This window comes from Streptomyces sp. NPDC059092, assembly GCF_042756365.1.
In the GTDB taxonomy this organism is placed as follows: Bacteria; Actinomycetota; Actinomycetes; order Streptomycetales; family Streptomycetaceae; genus Streptomyces.
Genome location: NZ_JBHZEJ010000030.1, coordinates 64,320 through 88,188, shown reverse-complemented (window position 1 = coordinate 88,188; position 23,869 = coordinate 64,320). Strand labels below are relative to the sequence as shown.

Genomic DNA, 23,869 nt, shown 5'->3' with positions numbered 1-23,869 from the left:
GGGTCTACCCGGCCCTCCGCACGGAGACCATGCGCAGCACGAGGTCGGCGTAGAGCGCGCCGACCTCGTCGGGCGTCCGGGGACCCGCCGCGTTGAACCAGCGCGCCACGTCGATGCAGAGCGAGAGCACCGCGAGCGTCGTCCCGGGCACGTCGGGGACGTCGAACTCCCCGTCCCGTACGCCGTCGACGAGGATCCGCCGTATCGCCGCGTTGCTGCTGCGCCGCAGCTCGACGATCTCCGCGCGGTGTTCGGCGCCGAGCGCGTCCAGCTCGTACTGGACGACGCGCGCCGTGGTGTGCCGCTCCGCGTGCCAGCGGACGAAGGTGCGTACGGCCTCGGAGAGCCGCTGTGCCGCCGTACCCTCGCCGTCCGCCGCCGTCGTCAGCAGCTCCAGGGCGCTGTCGTGGCCGATGCGGCTGATGCGGTGGAGCAGTTCTTCCTTCGTCTTGTAGTGGATGTAGAGCGCCGCGGGGCTCATCCCCGCGCGTCCCGCGATGTCGCGGGTGGTGGTGGCGTGGTAGCCGCGCTCGGCGAACGCCTCGACGGCGGCGACCAGCAGCTTCCTGGCCGCCTCAGGGGTGACCTCGCCCCACGGCGTGTTCTCGCCGTCCGCCGCCTGCTCCGCCGTGCGCATCGCACGCCCCTTCCGTTCGGCCGTCCATTCGACAGGACGCACACCATACCCCGGCGGTGAGCAAGCGCTTAGAGCTTCTGGAAGGGGTCGTGCTCGGCCAGGATCTTCTCCAGCCTGGCCTGGTCGACGCGGCTGACGAGCTGCCCGGCCTCCTGACGGTCCCTGATCACCTTGGCGAGAGTGAACGCCGAGGTGGTGAGGTAGAGGACGGTGACACCGAGGAAGCCCCGCACCCAGGCGCTGGCGTCGAGCTTGACGATCCCGACGGTCATGGCCACGAGGGCGAGGCCGAAGGAGACGACGGCCTGCACGTAATAGGCCGGGGTGATCTGCTGCTTGACGGGTGTGTCGGTCATGCGGCACAGCTTCCGCCGCCGTGGCGCGGGCCACATCCGTACACGTACTCAGAGCCGGTACTCAGGGCCCGGGTTCCCACCGGCGCGATACGGACCCGATATCGCGGTGAGAGCCGGAGGCCTGTCGGCGTACGTTGCCCGCATGACGTCTGCGCCCGGCTCGCCCGGTTCCTCCGGCCCGTCCGCCCCTCCCCCGTCCCGGCTGCCCTGGCTGCCGCTCGCCGCGGCGGGGGTGACGGTCCTCCTCTGGGCTTCGGCCTTCGTCTCGATCCGCAGTGCGGGCACGGCGTACGCGCCCGGGTCGCTGGCGCTCGGCCGCCTGCTGGCCGGGGCGCTGGTGCTCGGTCTGGTCTGGCTCGTACGGCGCGAGGGGCTGCCGCCACGGGCCGCGTGGCCCGGGATCGCCGTGTCGGGGCTGCTCTGGTTCGGCGTCTACATGGTGGTGCTCAACTGGGGCGAGCAGGAGGTCGACGCGGGGACGGCCGCGATGGTGGTCAACATCGGCCCGGTCCTCATCGCGCTGCTCGGCGGCCGGCTGCTCGGTGAGAGCGTGCCGCCCCGGCTGCTGGCCGGCATGGCGGTGTCGTTCGCGGGCGCGGTGGCCGTGGGTCTCTCGATGTCGGGCGAGGGGCACGCCTCGGTGCTCGGGGTGGCGCTGTGCGTGCTGGCGGCGGTCGCGTACGCGGGCGGGGTGGTGGCCCAGAAGCCGGCGCTGGCGCACGGGAGCGCGCTCCAGGTGACCACCTTCGGCTGCCTGACGGGCGCGGTCGCCTGTCTGCCGTTCGCGGGGCAGCTCGTCCACGACGCGGCGGACGCGCCGCTGTCGGCGACGCTCAACATGGTCTATCTGGGTGTGTTCCCGACCGCGCTGGCGTTCACGACCTGGGCGTACGCCCTGGCCCGTACGACGGCCGGACGGATGGGCGCCACGACGTACGCCGTCCCCGCGCTGGTCGTGCTGATGGCCTGGCTCGTCCTGGACGAGGTCCCGGGGCCGATGACGCTGGGCGGCGGTGCGCTCTGTCTCGCCGGGGTCGCGGTGGCGCGCTCGCGACCGCGCCGCCGCACCACGCTCGTCGCGGCCGGCGACGGGGCCGCGGAGCCGGAGCCGAGCCCCGCGCCCCCCGTGGAGAGGTCCTGACAGCGCCTGAACAACTCCGCCGGGCCCGAACGCGTCAGGCGCCGAGTCCGGGCTGATCCCTCGGGGCGGGGCAGATCCGCCGGCCGAAGTCGTCGAAGACGTAGAGGTGCGCCAGGTCGACCAGGAGCGGCACCTGCGCGCCCGTACGCAACCGCATGTCGGGGCCGGTACGGACGACCAGGTCGCTCGCGGCGATGGCGGCGCGTTCGGGGCTGTGCGGGGCGGGCTCCGGCGGGGTGCTCGGCTCGTCCACGGCCACGCCGCCACCGTTGTCGGGGCCATGGCCGTCGCTGTTGCCCTTGCTGTTGCCGCCGACCGCCCGGCCGCGCAGCCGGTCCAGCAGGCCGGGGCCGCTCCGGCGGCGTCGTACGGCGGACCTGGGGCGGGGCGATTCCAGATCGGAGACCACGGCGGGCCGCGAGCCGATGTCGAGATGGACGAGCGCCTCGTGCCCCTGGTACTCCATGTGCTCGACGATGCCGCTCAGCGCCACCTCGCCCGACCGGGCCTGGCTCGGCGGGGCGATCCTGGCCGCCTCGGAGCGCAGGCCGACGATGATCTGCCGTCCCTGCTGGATACGGAGCAACTGATGGTCGGAGCTGAGGGGTTCGGGCAGCGGCAGCCGCTGGCGGCCGAGGTCGATCGACATCCGGCCGTCGAGCGGCGCGTGGACGACGGCCTGGAGCAGATTGATCCGCGGGGTACCGATGAACGCGGCGACGAACACGTTCTCCGGCAGGGCGTACACCTGGCGCGGCGCGCTGACCTGCTGGAGCACCCCGCCCCGCATCACCGCCACCCGGTCCCCGAGGGACATCGCCTCCGCCTGGTCATGCGTCACATAGACGGTGGTGACGCCGAGTTCGGCGGTGAGCTGGGCTATCTCGGCCCGCAGATGGCTGCGCAGCTTGGCGTCGAGGTTGGAGAGCGGTTCGTCCATCAGGAAGGCCGAGGGGCGGCGGGAGATGGCCCGTCCCATCGCGACGCGCTGACGCTCGCCACCGGAGAGCTGGTTCGGATAGCGGTCGAGGACGCTCTCGATGCCGAGCATCCTGGCGGTGGCCTCGACCCGGGCGGTGCGGTCCTCGTTCGGGTTCTCCAGCCGGAGCGGAAAACCGATGTTGTCGCGGTTGGTCATGGACGGATAGAGCGCGAAGTTCTGGAACACCATGGCCATACGGCGTTCACGCGGTGGCATGTGATTGGCATATTCACCGTCGAGGAAGAGATCTCCGTCGGTGATGTCCTCCAGACCGGCGATCATACGGAGCACCGTCGATTTCCCGCACCCTGAGGGGCCGAGGAGCACCAGGAACTCGCCAGGCGCGATATCGAGCGAGAACCGGTCGACCGCCCGGGCCGTCCGTCCGTATGCCTTGCTGACGCTGTGCAGGGAAATGGCGCGAGTCATGAATGGTTCCGCCCGGAAGAGGAAGATGGAGCGGGCTGCGAACGCCTGAAGTTAGCCGACTACGCGCGGTCAGGGAATGATTCGCGCGAAGGTTCCACTCCACTCCCACGACCACTCGCACCGCCACTCCCGCTTCCGCTCCCCCCACCACTCCCGCTCGCACTCTCAGCACCACTCCCGCTGGTGCTCCCCTCTCCGTTCCCCGCCGCATCCGGTTTCCGTGCCGCATCCGGTTTCCGCGGCCCGAGGGCGGCCGCGCCCACCAGCAGCGCGCCGAGCATCAGGAACGGCGCGCCCGTGCCCGCGACGCCCGCGACCAGACCGGCCGAGGCAGGCGCGGCGACCTGCCCGAGGCGGTTGCCGGTGAGGCGCAGGGCGAGCGCGGTGGAGCGCGCGCCCTCGGGGGCGGCCCGTACGACGGTCGTCATCGACAGCGGCTGGCCGACGCCCAGGCAGAAGCCGAGCGCGGCGAGCATCAGCGCGAGCCCCCACACCGGTACGGGCAGGGCGATGCCCGCGCACAGCAGGCCGCCGAGCAGGCAGGTGGCGGTGAGCAGGACCGTGCGGCCGACCAGGCGGAGCATCGGGGGCATCACGAGGCGGCAGGCGATGGTGGCGGCGGCGCGCAGGCTGAGCAGGGCGCCGATCACGGCGGGCGCGATGCCCCGCTCCTCGCCGACGACCGGCAGATAGGCGGTGAGGATGTCGGTGGTGGAGAGCACGGCCAGGCTGATGAAGATCCCGGCGGGCACGCCCCTGGTGCGCAGGATGCGGTGGACGGGGGCCGGGCCGCGGGTCCGGTCCGGCGTGGCGACGGGGGTACGGGGCTCGACGCGCCACAGCGCGGAGAAGGAGACCGCGGCAGCGGCGGCGGCGACGAGCAGCGCCAGCGCGCTGGTACGGGCCATCGCGCCGCCCTGGCCGGAGACGACGAGGCCGGCCGCGGCGGGTCCCGCGAGCTGGCCGAGGGAGGCGCCGATGGTGAAGTGGCCGAAGTTGCGGTCCTGTTCGGCGGGCGCGCTGCGGCGGGCGACGATCGACTGGGCGCCGATGACGAAACAGAGGTGGCCGAGGCCCATCACCCCGCTCCAGGCCGCGAGTTCGGTGAGGGAGCCCGCCAGACCGCTGAGGGCGCACCCCGCGGAGATGAGGACGACACCGCTGACGAGCAGTGGGAGGCAGCGTCCGTGGTCGGTCCTGCGGCCGAGGGGTACGGCGGCGAAGAGCGGCAGCAGCGCGTACACGGCGGTGATCACGCCGATGGCGCGCTCGTCGGCGCCGACCGACAGCGCCCGGTAGGAGACCGCCGGCCGCGCCATCGACACCGCGCCCTGGGCGAACCCGAAAGCGATGACGAGGCGCAGGAGCCAGCTTCTCCCACCGGGCAGCACATCGTGTGCGGAGGCTTTGATCATCAGATGATGCCGAAGACTACCCCGGCGGCGAGAACGACGAGCGCGGTGAGCGCGGCCCATTTGACGGTGAAGCGGGTGTGGTCACCGAACTCGACCTTCGCCATGCCGACCAGGACGTAGACGGCGGGGACGAGCGGGGACGACATGTGCAGCGGCTGGCCGACGAGGGAGGCGCGGGCGATCTCCAGCGGGGAGACGCCGTGCGCGGCGCCGGCCTCGGCGAGGACGGGCAGGACGCCGAAGTAGAAGCCGTCGTTGGACATGAAGTAGGTGAGCGGCAGGCTCAGCACGCCGGTGACGATCGCCATGTGCGGGCCCATGCCGTCGGGGATGGCGCTCACGAGCCAGTCGGCCATGTTCTGGACCATCCCGGTGCCGGTGAGGACGCCGGTGAAGACCGCGGCGGCGAAGACCATGCCCGCCACGTTGAGGACGTTGTCGGCGTGGGCGGCGATACGGGCCTTCTGCTCGGCCATGTTGGGGTAGTTGACCGTGAGGGCGAGGGCCGCGCCGAGGAGGAAGAGCACCGGGATCGGCATCAGTTGCATGATCATGGTGGTGAGGAGGACGAGGGTCAGCCCGGCGTTGAACCAGTAGAGGCGGGGCCGCAGGGTGGCGCGGTGGGGGTCGAGCCCCTGGAAGCCGTCGTCGTCGGCCTCGTCCGCCTTGTCGGCGCTGCCGTCCGTACCGGTGGTACCGGCCGCGGGGGCACCACCGGCGCCCGAGCCCGTGCCCGGTCCTGAGCCCGTACCCGTACCCGAAGCGGCGCTTGCGCCCTTGCCGTTGCCGCCACCGGTCTTCACGAGAAGCTGCTCGGTCTTCGTCCCGGACGTCTCGTCCGGCGTCTCGGTGACCGTGCCGGTCTTCAGCGCCTCGTCCAGCGTCAGCACGCCCAGCCGCTTGCGCTCCCGGATGCCGAGCACGTACGCGAGGATCAGTACGCAGAGCAGTCCGACGGCGAGCGCCGGGATCATCGGGACGAACACGTCGCCCGCGTCCACCTTGAGCGCGGTGGCGGCGCGGGCCGTCGGGCCGCCCCAGGGGAGGGTGTTCATCACGCCGTTGGCGGTGGCGGCGACGCCGGTCATCACGACCCGGCTCATCCCGAGCCGCTTGTACAGCGGGTACATCGCGGAGACGGTGATCATGAAGGTGGTCGAGCCGTCGCCGTCCAGCGACACGATCGAGGCGAGCACCGCCGTGCCGACGACGATCCGCATCGGGTCCGCCTTGCAGAACCGCAGGATGCCCCGGACGATCGGGTCGAAGAGTCCGACATCGATCATCACACCGAAGTAGACGATGGCGAACATCAGCATCGCGGCGGTGGGCGCGAGGTCGCCGACGCCTTTGATGACGTAGTCGCCCAACTGCGCGCCCTGTCCGACTATGACGCAGAAGAGTGCTGGTATGAGCACCAGCGCCGCGATGGGCGACATCTTCTTCATCATGATCAGCACCAAGAAGGTGGCAATCATGACGAAGCCGAGGATGGTCAGCATTGGGAGGCCCCTCACGTTCACCTTTGAACTGCCGCCGGGGGCGGCGGTGCGGATGACGTTAGGGCGCGGTTCCGCGCGTTAACAAGATGTTGACAAGCGAGCAATACGAGCAGAACCCCAGGTCACGACGGGGGTGGTAGGGCAACGCCCGTCAGCGCGCACCCGGGGCGACAGGGGCCGGGGGCGCCACGGGCGCCAGTTCGACGGGGAAGCCGTTGAGTACGGCCGTACCGGAGAGCGGGTCGAGCCGGGAGCCGTCGAGGAGCTGATTGACGTTGACGCCGGGGTGTCCGCTCGCCACGGACGTCCTGGTGCCGGGCCGGTCGTGGCCCCAGCCGTGCGGCAGGCTCACCACACCGGTCCGTACGGCGTCGGTGATCTCCACCGGCGCCTCCAGCTCGCCCCCGTCGGCGGTGATCCGGGCGAGGGCGCCGTCGTGGAGTCCGATCCTGGCGGCGTCCTCGGGGTGGATCTGGAGGGTGCAGCGGTTGGAACCGCCGTTCAGCACGCCGACGTTGTGCAGCCAGCTGTTGTTGGAGCGGAGATGGCGCCGCCCGACCAGGACGAGCCCGGCGGGCCGCCCGGCCAGGGCCGCGCGCAGCCGGGGCAGATCGGCGGCGATCGGCGCGGGCAGCAGTTCGATCCGTCCGCCGCGGGTGCGCAGCGGTCCCGGCAGACGTGGCCGCAGCGGGCCGAGGTCGATGCCGTGCGGATGCTCCAGCAGCCGCGCCAGGCTGAGCCCCGCCGTACCGGCGCCGGCCTCCCCGGTACCACCGTCCGTCTCCGGCGTACCGGCGCGGAAGCCGTCACCGTACGGGCCGAGGCGCAGCTTCAGGTCGAGCCGGCGCTCCGGTCCGCTCTGCCCGGTGAGGAGGACGGCCAGTTCGCCCGGGTCGCGTCCGTGGACCGGTGAGTGCGGGTCGGCGACGGCCTTGCCCAGCTCCCGGGCGATCGCCAGGTCGTCCACGGTGGCGGGGTCCGCGCCGTGCGCCCCGCTCACCGCGAGGATCAGCCGGGCGTGTATCTCGCTCTCGTCGAGCTGCCCCTCCGCCGGCGGGACGGCGGCCCGGGTGTAGCGGACCTGGTTGTGTACGGCGAAGCCGTTGAAGGCGAAGTCGAAGTGTGCGCTCCGGGCGGGTGGTGGTGGGGGCAGGACGACATCGGCGTGGCGTGAGGTCTCGTTGAGGTACGGGTCGACGCTGACCATGAAGTCCAGCCCGGCCAGGGCCCGGTCGAGCCGGTCGCCGTCGGGCGCGGAGAGCACGGGGTTGGCGGCGAGGGCGATCACGGCGCGGATCCGGCCCTCCCCCGGGGTCTCGATCTCCTCGGCGAGCGCGGCCAGGGGCAGCTCCCCCTTGGCCTCCGGGTGCCCGGCGACCCTGCTGGCCCAGCGGCCGAGCGCGAACCCCTTGCCGGGACCCGGCGGACGGGGCGCGCGGTCGGTGGCGGAGAGGGGGAAGAGCGCGCCCCCGGGCCGGTCGAGGTTGCCGGTGAGGATGTTCAGCACGTCGACGAGCCAGCTCGCCAGGGTGCCGTGCTCGACCGTGCAGCTTCCGATCCGGCCGTAGACGGCGGCGGTGGGCGCCGCGGCCAGCTCCCGGGCGAGTGCCCGGATGTCCTCGGCGGTCAGGTCGCAGGCCGGGGCGACGGCCTCCGGGGTGAAGTCGCGTACGGCCTCCCGGAGGTCGTCCATCCCCTCGGCCAGCTCCGCGAGCGGTCCCGGGTCGGTGAGCTTCTCCTCGAAGAGGACCTGGGCGAGGGCGGCGAGCAGCAGGGCGTCCGTGCCGGGGCGGATCGCCAGGTGCCGGTCGGCGAGGCGCGCGGTCCTGGTGCGGCGCGGGTCGACGACGGTGAGCGTGCCGCCCCGGGCGCGCAGCGCCCTGAGTCTGCCGGGGAAGTCGGGCGCGGTGCAGAGGCTGCCGTTGGACTCCAGGGGGTTGGCGCCGAGGAGCAGCAGGTGGTCCGTACGGTCCAGGTCGGGGACGGGGATGGCGAACGGGTCCCCGAAGAGCAGCCCGCTGGAGACGTGCTTGGGCATCTGGTCGAGGGTGCTGGCGGTGAAGAGGTTACGGGTGCGCACCGCGCCCAGCAGGAGCGGCGGATAGAGGGCTCCGGCGACGGTGTGGACGTTGGGATTGCCGAGGACGACGCCGACGGAGTCCGGGCCGTGCTCGGCGGCGAGCGGGGGCAGCCGGGCGGCGATCAGGTCGTACGCCTCCCGCCAGCTCGCCTCCCGCAGCTCGCCGCGGGAACCGTCGGGGCCGTACCGGCGTACGAGGGGGAGGCGCAGCCGGTCGGGGTCGGCGTCCAGCTCTCCGAAGGAGGCTCCCTTGGGGCAGATGAAGCCCCGGCTGAAGATGTCGTCGCGGTCGCCGCGCGCGCCGGTGACCGTGGTGCCCTCGATGGTGAGGGTCAGTCCGCAGGTGGCTTCGCAGAGGGGGCAGATGCGCGGTGCCGTACGGGCCATGGTTCCTCCGGGGGCGGCGGGGTGACGCGCGGGCGGCGCTCTGCCGGACGGCGCGCCCCTCAGCATACCGACCGGTACGGATGACGGAAGGGGTCGTGCGGGACGGCTCCCCGGCGACGGCGCGGCCCGTCCGGTCGGGCGTGCGGCCCGTTCAGTCGAGCGTCTTCGCGAGATAGCCGCGCAGCAGTTCCCTGGTCTCCGCGACGATCCCCGGTTCCCCCGCGGCGTCCGTGCGGAAGGCGAGTTGGAGGAGCGCGTCGGTCGCCTCGACGGCGACCAGGACCGTTCGGTGCAGCGCCGCGTCCGGGGTGCGGCCGAGGTGCGTGGCGAGCAGCCCGGTGAGGCGGCGGGCGACCCGGTGGTTGGGTTCGGAGTCCGGGTCGTCCCGGTCGGGGGCGGGCGCGGGGCGGCGGACGCCGACCGGGAGCTGAGCGCCGAAGTCGACGAGGGAGAAGCCGGGCACGGTGCGCTTCATGGCCAGGTACTCGTCCAGCAGCGCGTCGACGGCCCCGCGCCAGTCCCCCGCGTCGAGCCGGGCGAGGCGGTCGGTGATGTGCGCGGCGTAGCGGTCCAGATTGCGGCGGGCGAGGGCGTCCGCCATGGCGCGCTTGTTGCCGAAGAAGCGGTAGACGGAGCCGATGGGGACGCCGGCGCGGGCGGCGACGGCGCGGGTGGAGAGCTGTTCGTACCCCGTCTCGTCGAGGAGTACGGCGCAGGCGTCGAGGATCCGGGCGAGCCGCTCCGTGCTCCGGCGCTGGACGGGGACCCGGCGCAGCGCGGCGCCGTCGGCGCCGGCACCCGTGCCGTCAGGGCCCACGCCGTCGGCGCCGGCCTCGGAGAGGGGTACGGGGACGGCGGCGGGCTGCGGGTTCGTACGGTCGCGTGACACGGGCCCCATGATGCCGCGCGGCCCCGTTGACGTGCCGGGGAGTCAATCCTACGGTTGTCCATAGGATTGACTCCGGGGTTCGCGAGGTCCCGGGGACCCTTCGACCAGGGAGCGGACGATGAGCGGCATCGAGCGGGCACGGAAGGCGGCCACCGACCTCGGCCACTCCCCCGGCTTCGGCAACGAGCACAGTTCCGAGGCGGTGCCCGGGGCGCTGCCGCACGGCCGCAACGCCCCGCAGCGCGCGCCGCTCGGGCTCTACGCGGAGCAGCTCAGCGGCAGCGCCTTCACCGAGCCCCGGGCCCACAACCGCCGCTCGTGGCTCTACCGCATCCGCCCCTCGGCGGCGCATCCGCCGTTCGTACGGATCGACAGCGGCGCGGTGCGCGGCGCGCCGTTCACGGAAGTCCTCCCCGACCCCAACCGGCTGCGCTGGAACCCGCTGCCCGAACCGCCGCCGGGCACCGACTTCCTGGCCGGCCTCTGGACGCTGGGCGGCAACGGGGACGCGGGGCAGCGCTCGGGCATGGCGGTGCACCTGTACCACGCCAACGCCCCCATGACGGACCGGGTGTTCAGTGACGCGGACGGCGAACTGCTGATCGTGCCCGAGCACGGCGGGCTGCTGCTCCGTACGGAACTGGGGCTGCTCGCCGCCCGCCCCGGCGAGGTGGCGCTGATCCCGCGCGGGGTGCGGTTCCGGGTCGAGCCGCTGGACGACGTCGTGCGCGGGTACGTCTGCGAGAACCACGGGCGTCCGTTCGTACTGCCCGACCTCGGCCCGATCGGCGCCAACGGCCTGGCCAACGCGCGGGACTTCCTCGCGCCCGTCGCCGCGTACGAGGACATCGAGCGGCCGACCCAGGTGATCAACAAGTACTGCGGGAACCTGTGGTCCGCCACCTACGACCACTCGCCGCTCGATGTCGTCGCCTGGCACGGCAACCATGTGCCGTACGTCTACGACCTGCGTCGCTTCAATGTGATCGGGTCCATCAGCTACGACCACCCCGACCCGTCGATCTTCACCGTGCTGACCTCGCCGTCCGACACCCCGGGCCTCGCGGGCGTCGACTTCGTGGTGTTCGCGCCGCGCTGGCTGGTCGGGGAGGACACGTTCCGGCCGCCGTACTTCCACCGCAACGTGATGAGCGAGTACATGGGCCTGATCGAGGGCGCGTACGACGCGAAGACCGCCGGTGAGGGCGGATTCGTGCCGGGCGGCGGCTCGCTGCACAACATGATGTCGGCGCACGGCCCCGACCGGGAGACCTTCGACCGGGCGAGCGCCGCCGAGCTGCGCCCGCAGAAGATCGACGACGGTCTGGCGTTCATGTTCGAGACCCGCTGGCCGGTGACGCTGTCCGGGCAGGCGGCCGGGGCGGCACATCTCCAGCAGGGGTACGACGACGTGTGGCAGGGTCTTGAGCGCCACTTCAGGCCCTGACTCGTCCTGGGAGTAACCGGTGACCGCCTTCGCCCCCGACTCGCTGGTCCTGAACCGCAAGCTGCCGCTCTGGTATCAGGTCTCGCAGTCCCTGCGCGCCTCGATACTGGGCCGCCGTCCGCACGATCCTCTGCGGCTGCCCACGGAGGAACAGCTCGCCGCGCACTACGGCGTCAGCGTGCTGACCATGCGCCAGGCGCTCAAGGAGCTGGAGCAGGAGGGGCTGATCAACCGCCACCGGCGGCGCGGCACCTTCATCGAGCCGGGCGTGCGGCGCGGCGCCCCGCGCCGCCTCCTCGGCTCGGTCGACGCGATCGTGGCGCAGCAGTCGGGCGAGCTGACGACCGTCCTGGGCCACGGTCCGGCCCCGGTCCCCGGTGAACTCGCCGAGTACTTCCCCGGGCTGGACGAGGTGGTCGCGTACCGCAGGCTGCGCCGCGACGGCGAGAGCGGCGAGCCGGTCAACTGGGCGGAGAACGCGGTGCGTCCCGAGGTCGCCGCGGGTATCGACGTCGCGGACCTGGAGCGCTGGCCGATGACGAAGGTGCTGCGCGACACCCGGGGGATACGGATCAGCAGGATCACCGACACGGTCGAGGCCCGGCTGGCGGACCCGGCGACGGCGGAGCTGCTGGGGGTGCCGCTGCTGAGCCCGATCCTGCACTACACGGGGGTGACGTACGACGAGAGCGGCCGGGTGGTGGACGTGGCCAGGATCCGCTACCGGGGCGACCGGTTCTCCTTCTCCGTCACCGTGGAGACGGACACCGGCCTCACGGGTGAACCACCACCGCGCTGACCGGGCCGTTAGGCTTTCGCCGACGGCGCACGGAGCGAGGGCGACGGGGAGGGTGTCCGGGATGGCTGCGACGCGGGCCGACGCGGCGTTCGGGGACGCCCCGCCGCTCGGCGAGGTGATGCCGTGGTCGACGCCGCCGCTGCGGCTCGGGCGGCCGTGGGTGCTCGCGCCGGACTCCGGCTCGCTGACGGCCCGCTGGGACCGGCTCGTACGGGCCGGGGACGCCGAACGCGAGGCGCTGTTCGGGGCGACCCGGGCCCGTACCCCGCGCAGCGCGGTCGCGGCGCTGCCCGGGCAGGCCACCGGCACCGGGCGGTTCGCACGGGAGACGGGGCGCTGTCCGGAGCCGCTGCGGGTGGCGCACGGACCGTTCGACGAACAGTGGCTGATCCCCGACCACCGGCTGATCGACGCGGCGCGCCCCGAGCTGTGGCGCGTCGCCGACGCCCGCCAGATCTTCGCCGTGGAGCAGGGGTACGTGCCGAAGGCCGGGGCGGCCCAGGCCGGCATGGAGCCCGCGCTGCTGGTCAGCGCCGTGCTCCCGGACGGCCACTCCCCCGCCGGGCGGCCGGGCCGGATCAGGCCGCTCTACCGGCGTCCCGGCGGCAGGGAGCCCAACCTCGCCCCCGGGCTGACGGAGCTGCTGGCCGCGCGCCTGGGCCGGGAGGTCGGCGCCGAGGACGTGCTGGCGTGGGCCGTCGCCGCCGCCGTCCCCTCGCCCGCCGGGTGCGTGGTGCCGCTCACGGCCGACCCCGGCGTCTGGGCCACCGGGGTGGAGCTGGGGCGACGGATGACCGGGATCCAGCTCCGTGGGGCGCGCGGCGGCGAACGCCCCCGGCTGCCCGGCGGGCGCCGCCCGTACGTACGCGCCGCCGTGCCGGACCGGCCCGAGTCACTGACGTACGACGCGGCGGACGAGGCGCTCGGTGTCGGCACGGGCCGCATCTCGCCCGTACCGGCGGAGGCGTGGGACTTCACGGTCGGCGGGGTGCGGGTGCTGGAGCTGTGGTTCGAGCGCCGCGCCCGCCGCGCGGACCCACCGGAGCCGGGCACGCTGGAGGCGATCCGGCCGGCCGGCTGGCCCCAGGAGTGGACCTCGGAGCTGCTGGAGCTGATCACGGTCCTGGCGCTGCTCGCGGAAGTCCGGCCGCTCCGGCGGAGGCTGCTCGCCGAAGCCGCAGCCGCGGCGGCGGTCGGGCGGGCCGAGCTGCGTACGGCCGGCGTCCTGCCGGTCCGGGCGGCGGCCCGCCGACCCGCGTCGGTGCTCGACCACCACGAGGAGGGCCCGGACGGGCAGTTCGCCCTCGTCTAGGGCTCGGGGGCCAGGGGGCGGGGTCCAGGGCTCCGGGGCCAGGGCTCGGGGGCGCCCTGAGCCCTCGGGAACTGGGGTCCTCGGTCCCCTCAAAGCCTCAGGACCGCCGGCCGCTCGTCCGCTCCGCCGCCGGTACGAACGAGTCGAGCACCCGGCTCAGCGCCCGGTCGAAGACCGCGTCCATGTCGACGGGGCCAGAGCCCTCCGCGACCGCCGCCGACACCCGCGGATACCGGCCCGAGGCCAGTTCGCCCACCATGTACGCGATCCGGACCTCGTGCTCGCGCTCCGCGGACCAGGGCAGTGACCGCACGCGCTCCGCGGTGTGGAGTTCGTTGGCCATGTACGTGGTCACCACCCCGTTGACCATCGCGACCAGCTCCATCTTCTCGCCGTAGGGGATGTCGAGCGCGTCCAGGCAGTGCAGGCTGTATTCGAGGAAGCCGATCACGTTCGGGCTGAATCCGTAGGCGCTCGACATCAGCCCCGCCATCCAGGGGTGTTCCCGCATCATCGTGCGGGCGCGGTACGCGAGATGGGTCAGGTCGGCGCGCCAGTCGCCGGACGGTGCCTCGGGCAGCGGGTAGGCGCCCGCGACCGCGTCGGCCATCAGCTCGTACAGGTCCTCCTTGCGCGGGATGTAGTTGTAGAGCGACATCGTGCCGCAGCCCAGCTCGCCCGCCACGTGCCGCATGGTCACGGCGCCGATACCGCCCGCGTCGGCGATCCGGACGGCGGCGGACGCGATGTCGGCGCGGCTGTAGGCAGCCTTCGGCCCGCGCCCCGCCCGCTCGGGGCGGGCCCAGATCACTTCGGGTTCAGCAGGTCGCCCCGCCATGGATCATCACCTCGCCCACCATCGTAGTTACGTACACCGTACGTAGTGCGCTACGGTGGCCACATGACAACTACGTACGCTGTACTTAGTGAAGGTCTGGAGAAGCGCTTCGGCGGCGCCGGTGGCGTGACCGCCCTGAGCGGGCTGGATCTGGCCGTGGCCGAGGGCACCGTCTGCGGGGTGCTCGGGCCGAACGGCGCGGGCAAGACCACCGCCGTACGGGTACTGACCACCCTCAGCGCGCCGGACGCGGGCAGCGCCCGGGTGGCGGGCCACGACATCGTGCGCGCGCCGGGAGCGGTCCGCCGCGCGATCGGGGTCACCGGTCAGTACGCCGCGGTCGACGGCGAGTTGACGGGCCGGGAGAACCTCCGGCTCTTCGCCAGGCTGCTCGGCCTCCGGGGCGCGGCCGGCCGGTCGCGCGCCGACGAGCTGCTGGAACGCTTCGAACTGGCGGACGCCGCCGGCCGGCCCGCACGGACCTACTCGGGCGGGATGCGGCGCCGCCTCGACCTGGCCGTCAGCCTGCTGACCCGCCCCCGGGTGCTCTTCCTGGACGAGCCGACCACCGGGCTCGACCCGCACAGCCGCAACCAGATCTGGGCCGCCGTGCGCGCGCTCGCGGCCGAGGGCACCACCGTCCTGCTGACCACGCAGTACCTGGAGGAGGCCGACCGGCTCGCCGACGACATCGTCCTGATCGACCGGGGCAGGGCCGCCCACCGCGGCTCCCCCGCCGAACTCAAGTCACGGATCGGCTCGTACGCGGAGGCGGTCCTCGCCGAGGAGGCGACGGCGGACGCGGCGGAGGCGGCGCTCCTCTCGGCGGCGGGCGTGCTCGACCAGCTCACCGGCGCCGAGCCGGTGTTCGACCGGGAGCGGCGCGCGGTCGGCGCCGTGACCACGGACCCCACGCTGACCCTGCCCCGGATCGTCCGGGAACTGGACGCGGCGGGGGTCCCGGTGATCGACGTGAGCCTGCGGCCTCCGACGCTGGACGAGGTGTTCCTCCGCCTGACCGACCGCACAGCCGGTTCCCTCCCCCTGACCGACCGCACGGGCGGTCCTCTCACCGAGGAGCAGATCGCATGAGCACACTCGCGTACGACAGCGGCGCCGTCCTGGGCCGGCACCTCCAGCGGATCAGGCACGCGCCGGGCATCGTGATCCTCACCCAGACCATGCCGATCAACATGCTGCTGTTCTTCGGCTACGTCTTCGGCAGCGCGCTGGCGATGCCGGGCGAGGAGTACCGCGCGTACCTCGTGCCCGGGCTGCTCGCGGCGACCGCCGCCGGCGGCCTGATGACGGGGATGTTCCAGGCGTCGTACGACGTGCAGCGCGGCGTCACCGACCGGTTCCTGACGCTGCCGATGAGCCGGGTCGCCGTACCGCTGGGACAGACCCTGGCGGATCTGCTGACCACGCTCGTGGGGATCGTGCCCCTGCTGCTCGTGGGGCTCGCGGTGGGCTGGCGGATCGAGAGCGGGGTGGCCGGCGCGCTCGGCGCGGTGGGGCTGCTGCTGCTCTTCCGGTTCGCGGCCGCGTGGATCGGCACGTACGTCGGGCTGCTCGTCCGCAACGAGGAGATCGCGGGTCAGCTCGGCGCCGCGACGTTCGTCCTGCCGCTGCTGTCGAACGCGTACATCCCGGCGGAGGGGCTGCCCGGCTGGCTGCGTACGGTCGCCGAGTGGAACCCGATCAGCGCGATCGCCGCGGCGGTCAGGGACCTGTGCGGGAACGCGGCGCCCGCGGCGGACGCCGCCTGGCCGACCGCGCATCCGGTGGCCGGATCGTTGCTGTGGTCGCTGGCGCTGCTCTGCCTGTTCGTACCGCTGGCGGTCCGGCGGTACGCCAGGGGCGGGGAGTGAGACCGTACGGGCGACCGGCCGGCACGGTCCGGCGGTGACGACGGGGCCGCGGCCGGCCAGGGCCGGTGTCGGGGAGTGGACTCACCGGCCGGGCCGCCGCGGAGGGGACGGAGAAGGGGACGCGAACACGGCGGCGTGCACTCGGCCGGCCCACCGAACGGGTGTGGGCGGTCCGAGCGCGGGGGTGCCGCGGGGAGCCTGAACCGTCAGCGGCGGCTGCCGAAGAGCGTGCGACGCAGCCGCCGGAGCGGCGCGAAGAGCGAGACCCGCGCACCCCTGTTCCGATGCGTCCTCGACCTGTCCCGTGCGGTCAGCTCGCGCATCAGCAACGTCGCCTCGACCGTCTCCCGGCGCGGCACGGCGGGACCGCCGAGCACCGAGAGATGGCGGTCGAGGCGCGAACTGGTCGCGCTGCTCCCGCAGGTGATCGCAGGGATTCGCGCCCTGCTGTGCATCGTTATCTGTTCCATTCCACTCCCCACCCGTACGAGGGCACCCGGTCCGGGCAGGTTAACCCTATCGCCCCTTCAGGACACCCGTGTATCCCGCCTCCGGGCGGAACCACACTCGTACGGGGAGGAATGGTCACGGCTCGATCTGTGTGATTTCAGGGCGAGTTGGACAGTTCGCCCGTCCGTGAAGAACCTATGCGGCCGACGTGAAGACCGGCAGGTAACCCATGGTCTGGCCGGTGGCCGTGGGGTGGTACGACTCCCCGATGTCCAGCACGTTCAGGCTGTTGAGCCAGGAGGCGCTGGAGCAGATCTCGTGACCGGTGAAGGTTCCGGCGACACCGGCGAAGGTGAAGCCGTGGTCGGCGGCGCGCTTGGCGGTGGCGTCGTTGAGGTAGTCGGAGGCGTTGTTGATCGCGGTGCGCTTCGCCTCGCTGAGCCCCGCGACACACGTTCCCTTGAGCTGGTAGAAGCGGGGATAGCCGAGGACGACGACCCGGGCCGACGGCGCTCTGGATCTGATCGCCGTGTACACGGTGTCGAGGTTGCCGGGCAGGGTGGAGTCGACGAACGCGCGGGCCTGCGCGATCCGGTTGAGGCAGGCGCTCTCCGACTGGAGGACGCAGACCGTCATGACGTCGGAGAATCCCGCGTCGTTGCCGCCGATGGAGACGCTGACGAGGTCGGTGGCGGAGCTGAGCGGCCCGAGCTGGCTCGCGGTCACATCACCCGTGCGCGCGCCCGCGCACGCGGTGAACGCGAACGTGGCGGGCGAGTGCGCCGCGGCCCAGAGTGCCGGATAGGCCCTGGGCGTGCGCTTACAACTGCCACTGGCGCTGTCGTACCCACCGGAGCCGACTCCGGAGGAGTACGAGTCACCGAGCGCCACATAGTCGACGGCGGCGGCCGATTCGGTGGCCGAGACCGCCGATGCCCCGGTGAGGGCGAGGACCGCACCAAGGAGGAGCGAGGACGAGAATGCCGTGATCCGGGCCAGTTTCATAGAACCTCTCCTTAGCAGGATTTCTGCCACAACCGTCGTACCAGGGCGGACAGTTCACCGGAAGTGTTCATGCCAAGAACGTTCGGTGAGAGATTCTCCAGGATCGATATCAGTGCATGAAGGATGCGAAATTGAGCAGAACCGATCGGTGATGTTCCGGATTCGACCGACTAAGTACGGCCAAAGAAGCAGAAAACCGCGCGGAGGTTCTACCTCTTGCCATACAGTCCCCCTCATCAATACCGTCATACATCCACCCGCATCGGTCCATCATGCAAGCGGCTCCAGGGGAGGGCTCAAGCGTCGCGATGGCTCCCGGGGCGGGGCGCGGTAGGGGGGTGCCGCGCTCGGTGACCGCGTTCCGCGCTGCCGAGTCGCGTGCCGCGCGACCAGCTCCACAGCTCACCCGGCCGGCACGGAGTTCCATGTTCATGTGCCATGCCGTCACGGCGGGGTGAGAACCCCCCTTTCGAACCGGAAACACAGCGCGGCCGCCCGGGGGTGGGCGGCCCACCGGACGAGAGGGAATGAGACCCGTGAGCGCTTTTCTGCGCCCGGCGATACCGGGCGACGATCCGTTGGACCTTCCGGCACAGACCACGACCGACCTTCAAGCCACGGACCATCACGGCACGGACCTTCAAGGCACGGACCATCAGGACATCGGCCGGCAGGACATCGGCCGGCAGGACATCGGCCGGCAGGGCCAGGAGCTGCCGGCGTACCGGCCGATCTCCTCGCACCTCGCGATCACTCCGCCGGTGAGTGTGGTGATACCGGCGATGAACGAGGCACAGAACCTTCCGTACGTCTTCAGGACCCTGCCCGAGTGGATCCACGAAGTCGTCCTGGTGGACGGTGACTCCACCGACGGCACGGTCGAGGTCGCCCGCGCGTTACGGCCGGACGTCAAGGTCGTCGCCCAGCGCGGCAAGGGCAAGGGGGACGCCCTGATCAGCGGGTTCGCCGCGTGCACCGGCGACATCATCGTGATGGTCGACGCGGACGGCTCGGCCGACGGTCAGGAGATCGTCTCCTACGTGTCGGCCCTGGTCTCCGGCGCCGACTTCGCCAAGGGCTCGCGGTTCGCCAACGGCGGCGGTACGGACGACATGACGGCGATCCGCAAGCTCGGCAACCGGGTGCTCTGCGCCGTCGTCAACGCCAAGTTCGGCGCCCGCTACACCGACCTCTGCTACGGCTACAACGCCTTCTGGCGCCACTGCCTGGACGAGATCACGCTCGACTGCACCGGCTTCGAGGTGGAGACCCTGATGAACATCCGGGTCGTCAAGGCCGGGCTGAAGGTGCAGGAGATCCCGAGCCACGAGTACGACCGGATCCACGGGGTCAGCAACCTCAGAGCCGTCCGGGACGGCCTGCGCGTCCTGAAGGTGATCCTGCGCGAACGGGGCGTGCCCCGCTCGACCCGCCGCCGGCCGGTCGCCCTGCGGATCAGCGTCCCGGCGGGGCCGCGCGGGGAAGCGTCGTGACCGGACGTCCGGCGCACGGGAACACGGCGCCTTCACGTCACCGGCCGTTCACGGTGGTCGTCTGCGTCTACACCGAGGACCGCTGGGAGGACATCCTCGCGGCGGTCGACTCGGTGGCCGGGCAGTCCCTGCCCGCCCTGGAGACGCTGCTCGTGGTCGACCACAACCCGGCCCTGCTGGCGCGGCTCGCCGCCCGGTACGCGGAACACACCGCGCGCGGCGAGGTGCGGGTGCTCGCCAACGCGGGCCCGCGCGGGCTCTCCGCGGGCCGCAACACCGGGATCGCCGCGGCCCGCGGCGCGTTCGTGGCGTTCCTCGACGACGACGCGGTGGCCGAGCGCGACTGGCTGCGCCGCTTCGACGAGACGTACGGGGACGATCCGCGGATCCTGGCCGTGGGCGGACGGACGATGCCCGCGTGGGCCTCGGGAGGCAGACCCGCCTGGTTCCCCGAGGAGTTCGACTGGGTCGTCGGCTGTACGTACCGGGGGCTGCCGCAGGGGGTGGTACGGGTACGCAACGTCCTCGGCGGCAACGCGTCGTTCCGGCGTACCGCGTTCGACACGGCAGGGGGGTTCGCGACGGGCATCGGGCGCGACGGCGACAAGCGGCCGCTCGGCTGCGAGGAGACGGAGCTGTGCATCCGGCTCACCGAGGCCGTACCGGACGCGGTGCTGCTGATCGACGACCGCGCGGTCATCCACCACCGGGTCCCCGCGGCCCGCGAACGGTTCGGCTACTTCCGTACGCGGACGTACGCCGAAGGCCTGTCGAAGGCGCTGGTCGCCAGGAGCGTGGGGGCGGACAAGGGGCTCGCGTCCGAGCGCCGTTACACCACCCGCGTGCTTCCGGTGGGCGTCGCGCGCGGCCTGCGCGACGCGGTACGGGGCCGGCCGGCCGGGCTGGGCCGCGCCGGGGCGATCGTGGCCGGGACGGCCCTGACGACGGCCGGCTATCTGGTGGGCCGCTTCCGTACCCGGGGCGGGGACGTGGCGTTCGCGTCGGGCCCGATCGTACGGAGCGGTCCCGGCGGGCGGGAGGAGTCGCGCGGCCGGTGGGAGGCGGCCGTATGACGACGGGAGGGAGGGGGCCGGCGCGACGCGCACCGGGCCCCTCCGGCCCCTCGGCCGCACCGGACGCGGACGGGTGCGCGGGCGGCGGCGGTGTCGGCGGCGCCGTGCCGATCCTGATGTACCACGCCGTCGCGCACCGGCCCGCGCCCGCCACCCGCGCGCTCTCCGTCACGCCCGAGGCGTTCACGGCGCAGATGGCGCTGCTCGGCGCGCGCGGCTTCACCCCGGTCACCACGGCGCGGCTCGCCGACGCCTGGCGCACCGGGAAGCCGCTGCCGGAGCGCCCCGTGCTGATCACGTTCGACGACGGGTACGCGGGGGTGCACCGGCACGCGCTCCCCGTCCTCGCCGAGCGCTCCTTCGCGGCGACGCTCTTCGTCTCGACGGCGTGGCTGCGCGGTGCGTACGACGAGGGGGGCGCGCTGGACACCATGCTCGACTGGGACCAGGTACGGGAACTGGCCGCCGCGGGCACGGAGATCGGTGGTCACAGCCACACCCATCCGCAGCTCGACCAGCTCGACGACGGGCGGCTGCGCTTCGAGACCGGGCGCTGCCGGGAGATCCTGGCCGAGGAACTGGGCGCGGAGCCCGTCTCCTTCGCCTATCCGTACGGCTACTCCAGCCGGCGGGTGCGCCACGCCGTCCGCACGGCCGGGTTCAGCCAGGCGCTGGCCGTGGGCAACACGACGGCGCGCCGGGGCCAGGGCCCGTACGCGCTGCGGCGGGTGACCGTACGGCGGACCACCGGGGTCGAGGAGTTCGGCCGACTGGTGGAGGGCCGGGGGCTCGCCCGCGCCTTCGCCGGGGACCGGGCGCTGACCCGGGGCTACGCACTGGTGCGGCGCGCCCGCCGGGCCGTGGCCGTGGCGCGCGGGGCGGTGCGCGGCGGACGGTACGGGGGTGGCGTGGCGGACACCGGGTGACCCGGACGCGGCGCCGCGCTCCGCCGTCAGCGGGCGACGCGCCGGAGGGGGCAGGGGCCAAAACACCGTGCGGTGGCCGTCCCCGTGCCGGATCATGGGCGACATGTCCCCCAAGCCTCAGGACGCCCTGCCGATCCGGCTCACCGTCGACGACAGCGATTCGCCCTCGGATGTGGTCGACGCGCTGTTCCTCGGCCGCTTCGCTACGGGCGAGCAGCCGTACTCCCACAGCTCCACCATCGACCGGGTCAAGCCGGGCGCGGGCCTGCTGCCGCCCGGTGCCACCGTGCTGCGTCTCGCCCGCGACGACGACCGGAGCGCGACCCTCGCCGAGGGCGACGGCTGGACACTGCTGGTGTCCCGCTGGAACCGTGGCGCCGACGTGACGGTGACCGCCGTCAGCGCCGAGCTGGCGGAGGAGATCCACCGGCAGGCCACGGACGGCGCGCGCGACGATCCGGAGCCGCAGCCCGAGAACGTGACGATGGGGTTCTGGTACGTCTCGCCGCGGCGCGGCCCGCACCGTACGACGCGGCAGATCTCCGCGGGTACGTGGGACGAGGTCAGGCCCAACTACACCGCGCCGGTGGCCGAGGCGATGGACCGGCTGATGAAGGTGACGCCGGACGACATCGCGGGCCGGCTGCTGCTGTTGCACGGCCCGCCGGGCACCGGCAAGACCTCCGCGCTGCGCACGCTGGCCCGTTCGTGGCGCGACTGGTGCCAGGTCGACTGCGTGCTGGACCCGGAGCGGCTCTTCAACGACGTCGGCTATCTGATGGACATCGCGATCGGCGAGGACGACGGCTCGGCCAAGGGCCGGTGGCGGCTGCTGCTCCTGGAGGACTGCGACGAGCTGATCCGCGGCGAGGCCAAACACACGGCGGGCCAGGCACTGTCGCGGCTGCTCAATCTGACGGACGGTCTGCTCGGGCAGGGCAGGAACGTCCTGGTGGGGGTGACGACCAACGAGGATCTGGAGCGGCTGCATCCGGCGGTGGTCCGTCCCGGCCGCTGTCTGGCGAGGATCGAGGTCGGCTCGCTGACCCGCGCGGAGGCGATTTCCTGGCTGGGCGGGGAGGACGGCGAAGGGCAGGCGTCGGTGGGCAGGGAAGGCGCCACGCTGGCGGAGCTGTACGCGCTGCGCCGGGGCACGGGCCCGGCGTCGGTGCCGGCCCAGCACACGGGCCAGGAGGCGGGCCTGTACCTGTGAACCGAGGCCGGGGCCGGAGCCAGGGCCGGGACGCTCGCCTGGGCCCGCGTACCCGCCAGGGACCGCGTACCTGTCGGGGCCCGCGCACCCGCGGGGGCCGCGTAGCCACCGAGGCCTGCGCGCCCGTCGGGGCCCCCGCGTAGCCACCGGGGCCCGGAGACCTGCCGGGCCCCGGAGGCCCGCCGGCGCGGTCACTTCGCGTAAACGGCCCGTACGGCTTCCTCGGCCGCGGCGAGCGCGGCGCCCCTGCCGAGCCCGAGCCGCCGGGCACGCTCCGCGTACGCGCGGGCGGCCGACGCGGCCTCACGGTCGGCGGCCTCGCCGGCCGCGGCGACGAACGTACCGTTCCTGCCGCGGGTCTCGATGACCCCGTCCGTCTCCAGCGCGCGGTAGGCCTTGGCGACGGTATTGGCGGCCAGTCCCAGCTCCTCGGCGAGCCCCCGTACGGTGGGGAGCTTGTACCCGACCGGCAGCAGACCTGAGCGGGCCTTCGCGGAGATCTGGGTACGCAGTTGTTCGTACGGAGCGGTCACGGAGGCCGGGTCGATCACGATCTTCAACGTCACGGAGCGATTCTCCCCCACGAGCCGTGGGCGCCGTGTGACACGCGGCAGAGCTGGCCGGAACGCGACGGGAAAAAGAAGAGGCGGACCGGCGGCGGACGCACGTAGGGTCGCACACCATGACTGTGACTGTCCGTGATTTCCGCACCGAGGACGCCGCGGCCGTCGTCGCGCTGCGCCGTGCCTGCGTTCCGTTCCTCATCGTGACCGAGGAGGCCGTCCTCTTCGAGGTGGCGACCGCCAATCCGGCCAAGAAGTACCGCCTCCTGGTGGCCGAGGAGGACGGGGAGATGATCGGAACGGCGCATGTCGGGATCGCGTACGACAGCGAGGTGCCGGGTCAGTCCTCGGTCACCCCGCAGGTCCTTCCCGGGCGGCGGGGGCGGGGCGCGGGGTCGCTGATCCTCCGTACCGCCGAGGAACATCTCGCGGCCAACGGCGCGACCAGCGTCTACTCCTGGGCGCTGGACGAGCCGTCCAGCCTCGCCTTCGCCGAGCGCCACGGGTACCTCCCGAAGCGCCCGGCGCACTTCCAGCGTCTCGATCTGGCCGCGGGCGCCCTGCCCGAGCTGCCGGCCGAGCTCCCCTCGGGGGTGGTGCTGCGCACCGCGGCGGCGTACGCGGCCGATCCCCGCCCGCTGTTCGACGCGGACGCGGAGGTGACGGCCGACGAGCCGGGCGACATCAGCATGGACATGGACGACTACGAGGACTGGCTGAATCACACCTGGAACCATCCGTGTCTGGACCGCGAACTGACGACGGTGGTGGAGGTGGACGGCCGGGTCGCCGCGTTCACGGCCGCTCACACCGACGGCGCCACGCGCTATCTGACGGCCATGACCGGCACGCGGCGCGCCTTCCGGGGCCGCGGCCTGGCGAAACTCGCCAAGACGGACTCGCTGCGGCGCGCCCGTGCGGCCGGATACCGGGAGGCGTTCACCGCGAACGACGCGGGCAACGGCCCGATGCTGGCCGTGAACCGGTGGTTCGGCTACGAGATCTGCGCGTCCGAGGTACGCCACGTCCGCGACCTGGTCCGGCCCCCGGTCTGACTCCCC

Annotated in this window: 22 protein-coding genes; 11 read left to right on the top strand and 11 right to left on the bottom strand. The window is 72.9% G+C overall.

From position 1 onward, the window contains the following. Positions 1-4: 4 nt before the first annotated feature. Together ACFXPL_RS19350 and ACFXPL_RS19345 are read right to left on the bottom strand one after the other, a co-directional pair. Positions 5-637: a TetR/AcrR family transcriptional regulator gene (locus ACFXPL_RS19350; RefSeq protein ID WP_384920509.1), complete on the bottom strand. Its 633-nt coding sequence runs from the start codon at positions 635-637 to the stop codon at positions 5-7. 68 nt (positions 638-705) lie between these two features. Beyond that, positions 706-993 (bottom strand): YiaA/YiaB family inner membrane protein, encoded by a 288-nt coding sequence (locus ACFXPL_RS19345; RefSeq protein ID WP_384920506.1) that lies wholly within the window; start codon positions 991-993, stop codon positions 706-708. A 142-nt stretch (positions 994-1,135) separates the two neighbouring features. Between ACFXPL_RS19345 and ACFXPL_RS19340 the strand changes: the two genes are divergently transcribed. Next, positions 1,136-2,134, top strand: coding sequence for a DMT family transporter (locus ACFXPL_RS19340; protein WP_384920503.1), 999 nt, complete (start codon positions 1,136-1,138; stop codon positions 2,132-2,134). A gap of 34 nt (positions 2,135-2,168) precedes the next feature. Here the strand turns inward: ACFXPL_RS19340 and ACFXPL_RS19335 are convergent, their stop codons facing one another. From ACFXPL_RS19335 to ACFXPL_RS19315, 5 genes are all read right to left on the bottom strand, one after another. After that, positions 2,169-3,545: an ABC transporter ATP-binding protein gene (locus ACFXPL_RS19335; RefSeq protein WP_384920500.1), complete on the bottom strand. Its 1,377-nt coding sequence runs from the start codon at positions 3,543-3,545 to the stop codon at positions 2,169-2,171. Positions 3,546-3,604: 59 nt separating this feature from the next. Further along, on the bottom strand, positions 3,605-4,960 hold the full coding sequence (locus ACFXPL_RS19330; protein ID WP_384920497.1) for an MFS transporter: 1,356 nt from the start codon (positions 4,958-4,960) through the stop codon (positions 3,605-3,607). After that, complete coding sequence (locus ACFXPL_RS19325) at positions 4,960-6,462, bottom strand: CitMHS family transporter (protein WP_384920494.1); 1,503 nt, start codon at positions 6,460-6,462, stop codon at positions 4,960-4,962. Before ACFXPL_RS19325 ends, ACFXPL_RS19330 begins: the two co-directional genes overlap by 1 nt. A gap of 151 nt (positions 6,463-6,613) precedes the next feature. Then, a complete protein-coding gene (locus tag ACFXPL_RS19320; protein WP_384920491.1) occupies positions 6,614-8,929 on the bottom strand; it encodes a molybdopterin-dependent oxidoreductase in 2,316 nt (771 codons plus the stop codon). A gap of 151 nt (positions 8,930-9,080) precedes the next feature. After that, entirely contained in the window at positions 9,081-9,827 is a 747-nt protein-coding gene (locus tag ACFXPL_RS19315; RefSeq protein ID WP_384920488.1) for a TetR family transcriptional regulator, read from the bottom strand. A 109-nt stretch (positions 9,828-9,936) separates the two neighbouring features. Here ACFXPL_RS19315 and hmgA point away from each other — a divergent pair, with 109 nt between their 5' ends. The 3 genes from hmgA (at position 9,937) to ACFXPL_RS19300 (ending at position 13,376) form a co-directional block, all read left to right on the top strand. Beyond that, complete coding sequence (hmgA, locus tag ACFXPL_RS19310; protein WP_384920485.1) at positions 9,937-11,265, top strand: homogentisate 1,2-dioxygenase; 1,329 nt, start codon at positions 9,937-9,939, stop codon at positions 11,263-11,265. A gap of 19 nt (positions 11,266-11,284) precedes the next feature. Beyond that, positions 11,285-12,064 carry a GntR family transcriptional regulator gene (locus ACFXPL_RS19305; protein WP_384920482.1) on the top strand — a complete coding sequence of 260 codons (780 nt, stop codon included), beginning with the start codon at positions 11,285-11,287 and terminating at the stop codon, positions 12,062-12,064. Positions 12,065-12,125: 61 nt separating this feature from the next. Continuing rightward, on the top strand, positions 12,126-13,376 hold the full coding sequence (locus tag ACFXPL_RS19300) for a type ISP restriction/modification enzyme (RefSeq protein ID WP_384920480.1): 1,251 nt from the start codon (positions 12,126-12,128) through the stop codon (positions 13,374-13,376). A gap of 97 nt (positions 13,377-13,473) precedes the next feature. On the opposite strand, the gene ACFXPL_RS19295 is transcribed toward ACFXPL_RS19300, so the two are convergent. Then, complete coding sequence (locus tag ACFXPL_RS19295; RefSeq protein WP_384920477.1) at positions 13,474-14,214, bottom strand: TetR/AcrR family transcriptional regulator; 741 nt, start codon at positions 14,212-14,214, stop codon at positions 13,474-13,476. Positions 14,215-14,277: 63 nt separating this feature from the next. On the opposite strand from ACFXPL_RS19295, the gene ACFXPL_RS19290 reads away from it, so the two are divergent. Together ACFXPL_RS19290 and ACFXPL_RS19285 are read left to right on the top strand one after the other, a co-directional pair. Beyond that, positions 14,278-15,306 (top strand): ATP-binding cassette domain-containing protein, encoded by a 1,029-nt coding sequence (locus ACFXPL_RS19290; RefSeq protein ID WP_384920474.1) that lies wholly within the window; start codon positions 14,278-14,280, stop codon positions 15,304-15,306. After that, positions 15,303-16,085, top strand: a complete 783-nt coding sequence (locus tag ACFXPL_RS19285; protein WP_384920471.1) for an ABC transporter permease — start codon at positions 15,303-15,305, stop codon at positions 16,083-16,085. The genes ACFXPL_RS19290 and ACFXPL_RS19285 overlap by 4 nt, the downstream gene beginning before the upstream one ends. Before the next feature lie 206 nt (positions 16,086-16,291). Here the strand turns inward: ACFXPL_RS19285 and ACFXPL_RS19280 are convergent, their stop codons facing one another. Both ACFXPL_RS19280 and ACFXPL_RS19275 read right to left on the bottom strand, forming a co-directional pair. After that, positions 16,292-16,555: a hypothetical protein gene (locus ACFXPL_RS19280; RefSeq protein ID WP_384920468.1), complete on the bottom strand. Its 264-nt coding sequence runs from the start codon at positions 16,553-16,555 to the stop codon at positions 16,292-16,294. Between the two features lie 175 nt (positions 16,556-16,730). Then, complete coding sequence (locus ACFXPL_RS19275) at positions 16,731-17,540, bottom strand: SGNH/GDSL hydrolase family protein (protein WP_384920465.1); 810 nt, start codon at positions 17,538-17,540, stop codon at positions 16,731-16,733. 662 nt (positions 17,541-18,202) lie between these two features. Here ACFXPL_RS19275 and ACFXPL_RS19270 point away from each other — a divergent pair. The 4 genes from ACFXPL_RS19270 (at position 18,203) to ACFXPL_RS19255 (ending at position 22,245) form a co-directional block, all read left to right on the top strand. Continuing rightward, complete coding sequence (locus ACFXPL_RS19270; RefSeq protein WP_384920527.1) at positions 18,203-19,033, top strand: glycosyltransferase family 2 protein; 831 nt, start codon at positions 18,203-18,205, stop codon at positions 19,031-19,033. Then, on the top strand, positions 19,030-20,106 hold the full coding sequence (locus tag ACFXPL_RS19265) for a glycosyltransferase family 2 protein (RefSeq protein ID WP_384920463.1): 1,077 nt from the start codon (positions 19,030-19,032) through the stop codon (positions 20,104-20,106). The genes ACFXPL_RS19270 and ACFXPL_RS19265 overlap by 4 nt, the downstream gene beginning before the upstream one ends. A gap of 116 nt (positions 20,107-20,222) precedes the next feature. Then, positions 20,223-21,032: a polysaccharide deacetylase family protein gene (locus ACFXPL_RS19260; RefSeq protein WP_384920524.1), complete on the top strand. Its 810-nt coding sequence runs from the start codon at positions 20,223-20,225 to the stop codon at positions 21,030-21,032. Positions 21,033-21,135: 103 nt separating this feature from the next. Next, the gene (locus ACFXPL_RS19255; protein ID WP_384920460.1) at positions 21,136-22,245 is read left to right on the top strand and encodes a DUF5925 domain-containing protein; all 1,110 of its coding nucleotides are present in this window, start codon (positions 21,136-21,138) and stop codon (positions 22,243-22,245) included. Positions 22,246-22,436: 191 nt separating this feature from the next. On the opposite strand, the gene ACFXPL_RS19250 is transcribed toward ACFXPL_RS19255, so the two are convergent. Further along, positions 22,437-22,811, bottom strand: a complete 375-nt coding sequence (locus ACFXPL_RS19250) for a GntR family transcriptional regulator (protein ID WP_384920457.1) — start codon at positions 22,809-22,811, stop codon at positions 22,437-22,439. 116 nt (positions 22,812-22,927) lie between these two features. On the opposite strand from ACFXPL_RS19250, the gene ACFXPL_RS19245 reads away from it, so the two are divergent. Further along, complete coding sequence (locus ACFXPL_RS19245; protein WP_384920454.1) at positions 22,928-23,863, top strand: GNAT family N-acetyltransferase; 936 nt, start codon at positions 22,928-22,930, stop codon at positions 23,861-23,863. The last annotated feature ends 6 nt before the right edge of the window (positions 23,864-23,869 follow it).

Excerpts from the sequence above, each read along its gene's own strand:
- ACFXPL_RS19255 (WP_384920460.1), top strand. The coding sequence starts at position 21,136 with ATGTCCCCCAAGCCTCAGGACGCCCTGCCGATCCGGCTCACCGTCGAC.
- ACFXPL_RS19345 (WP_384920506.1), bottom strand. The coding sequence starts at position 993 with ATGACCGACACACCCGTCAAGCAGCAGATCACCCCGGCCTATTACGTG.
- ACFXPL_RS19325 (WP_384920494.1), bottom strand. The coding sequence starts at position 6,462 with ATGCTGACCATCCTCGGCTTCGTCATGATTGCCACCTTCTTGGTGCTG.
- ACFXPL_RS19285 (WP_384920471.1), top strand. The coding sequence starts at position 15,303 with ATGAGCACACTCGCGTACGACAGCGGCGCCGTCCTGGGCCGGCACCTC.
- ACFXPL_RS19280 (WP_384920468.1), bottom strand. The coding sequence starts at position 16,555 with ATGGAACAGATAACGATGCACAGCAGGGCGCGAATCCCTGCGATCACC.
- ACFXPL_RS19315 (WP_384920488.1), bottom strand. The coding sequence starts at position 9,827 with ATGGGGCCCGTGTCACGCGACCGTACGAACCCGCAGCCCGCCGCCGTC.
- ACFXPL_RS19340 (WP_384920503.1), top strand. The coding sequence starts at position 1,136 with ATGACGTCTGCGCCCGGCTCGCCCGGTTCCTCCGGCCCGTCCGCCCCT.
- ACFXPL_RS19245 (WP_384920454.1), top strand. The coding sequence starts at position 22,928 with ATGACTGTGACTGTCCGTGATTTCCGCACCGAGGACGCCGCGGCCGTC.
- ACFXPL_RS19275 (WP_384920465.1), bottom strand. The coding sequence starts at position 17,540 with ATGAAACTGGCCCGGATCACGGCATTCTCGTCCTCGCTCCTCCTTGGT.
- ACFXPL_RS19335 (WP_384920500.1), bottom strand. The coding sequence starts at position 3,545 with ATGACTCGCGCCATTTCCCTGCACAGCGTCAGCAAGGCATACGGACGG.
- hmgA (WP_384920485.1), top strand. The coding sequence starts at position 9,937 with ATGAGCGGCATCGAGCGGGCACGGAAGGCGGCCACCGACCTCGGCCAC.
- ACFXPL_RS19350 (WP_384920509.1), bottom strand. The coding sequence starts at position 637 with ATGCGCACGGCGGAGCAGGCGGCGGACGGCGAGAACACGCCGTGGGGC.
- ACFXPL_RS19290 (WP_384920474.1), top strand. The coding sequence starts at position 14,278 with ATGACAACTACGTACGCTGTACTTAGTGAAGGTCTGGAGAAGCGCTTC.
- ACFXPL_RS19330 (WP_384920497.1), bottom strand. The coding sequence starts at position 4,960 with ATGATCAAAGCCTCCGCACACGATGTGCTGCCCGGTGGGAGAAGCTGG.
- ACFXPL_RS19260 (WP_384920524.1), top strand. The coding sequence starts at position 20,223 with ATGTACCACGCCGTCGCGCACCGGCCCGCGCCCGCCACCCGCGCGCTC.
- ACFXPL_RS19320 (WP_384920491.1), bottom strand. The coding sequence starts at position 8,929 with ATGGCCCGTACGGCACCGCGCATCTGCCCCCTCTGCGAAGCCACCTGC.
- ACFXPL_RS19300 (WP_384920480.1), top strand. The coding sequence starts at position 12,126 with ATGGCTGCGACGCGGGCCGACGCGGCGTTCGGGGACGCCCCGCCGCTC.
- ACFXPL_RS19295 (WP_384920477.1), bottom strand. The coding sequence starts at position 14,214 with ATGGCGGGGCGACCTGCTGAACCCGAAGTGATCTGGGCCCGCCCCGAG.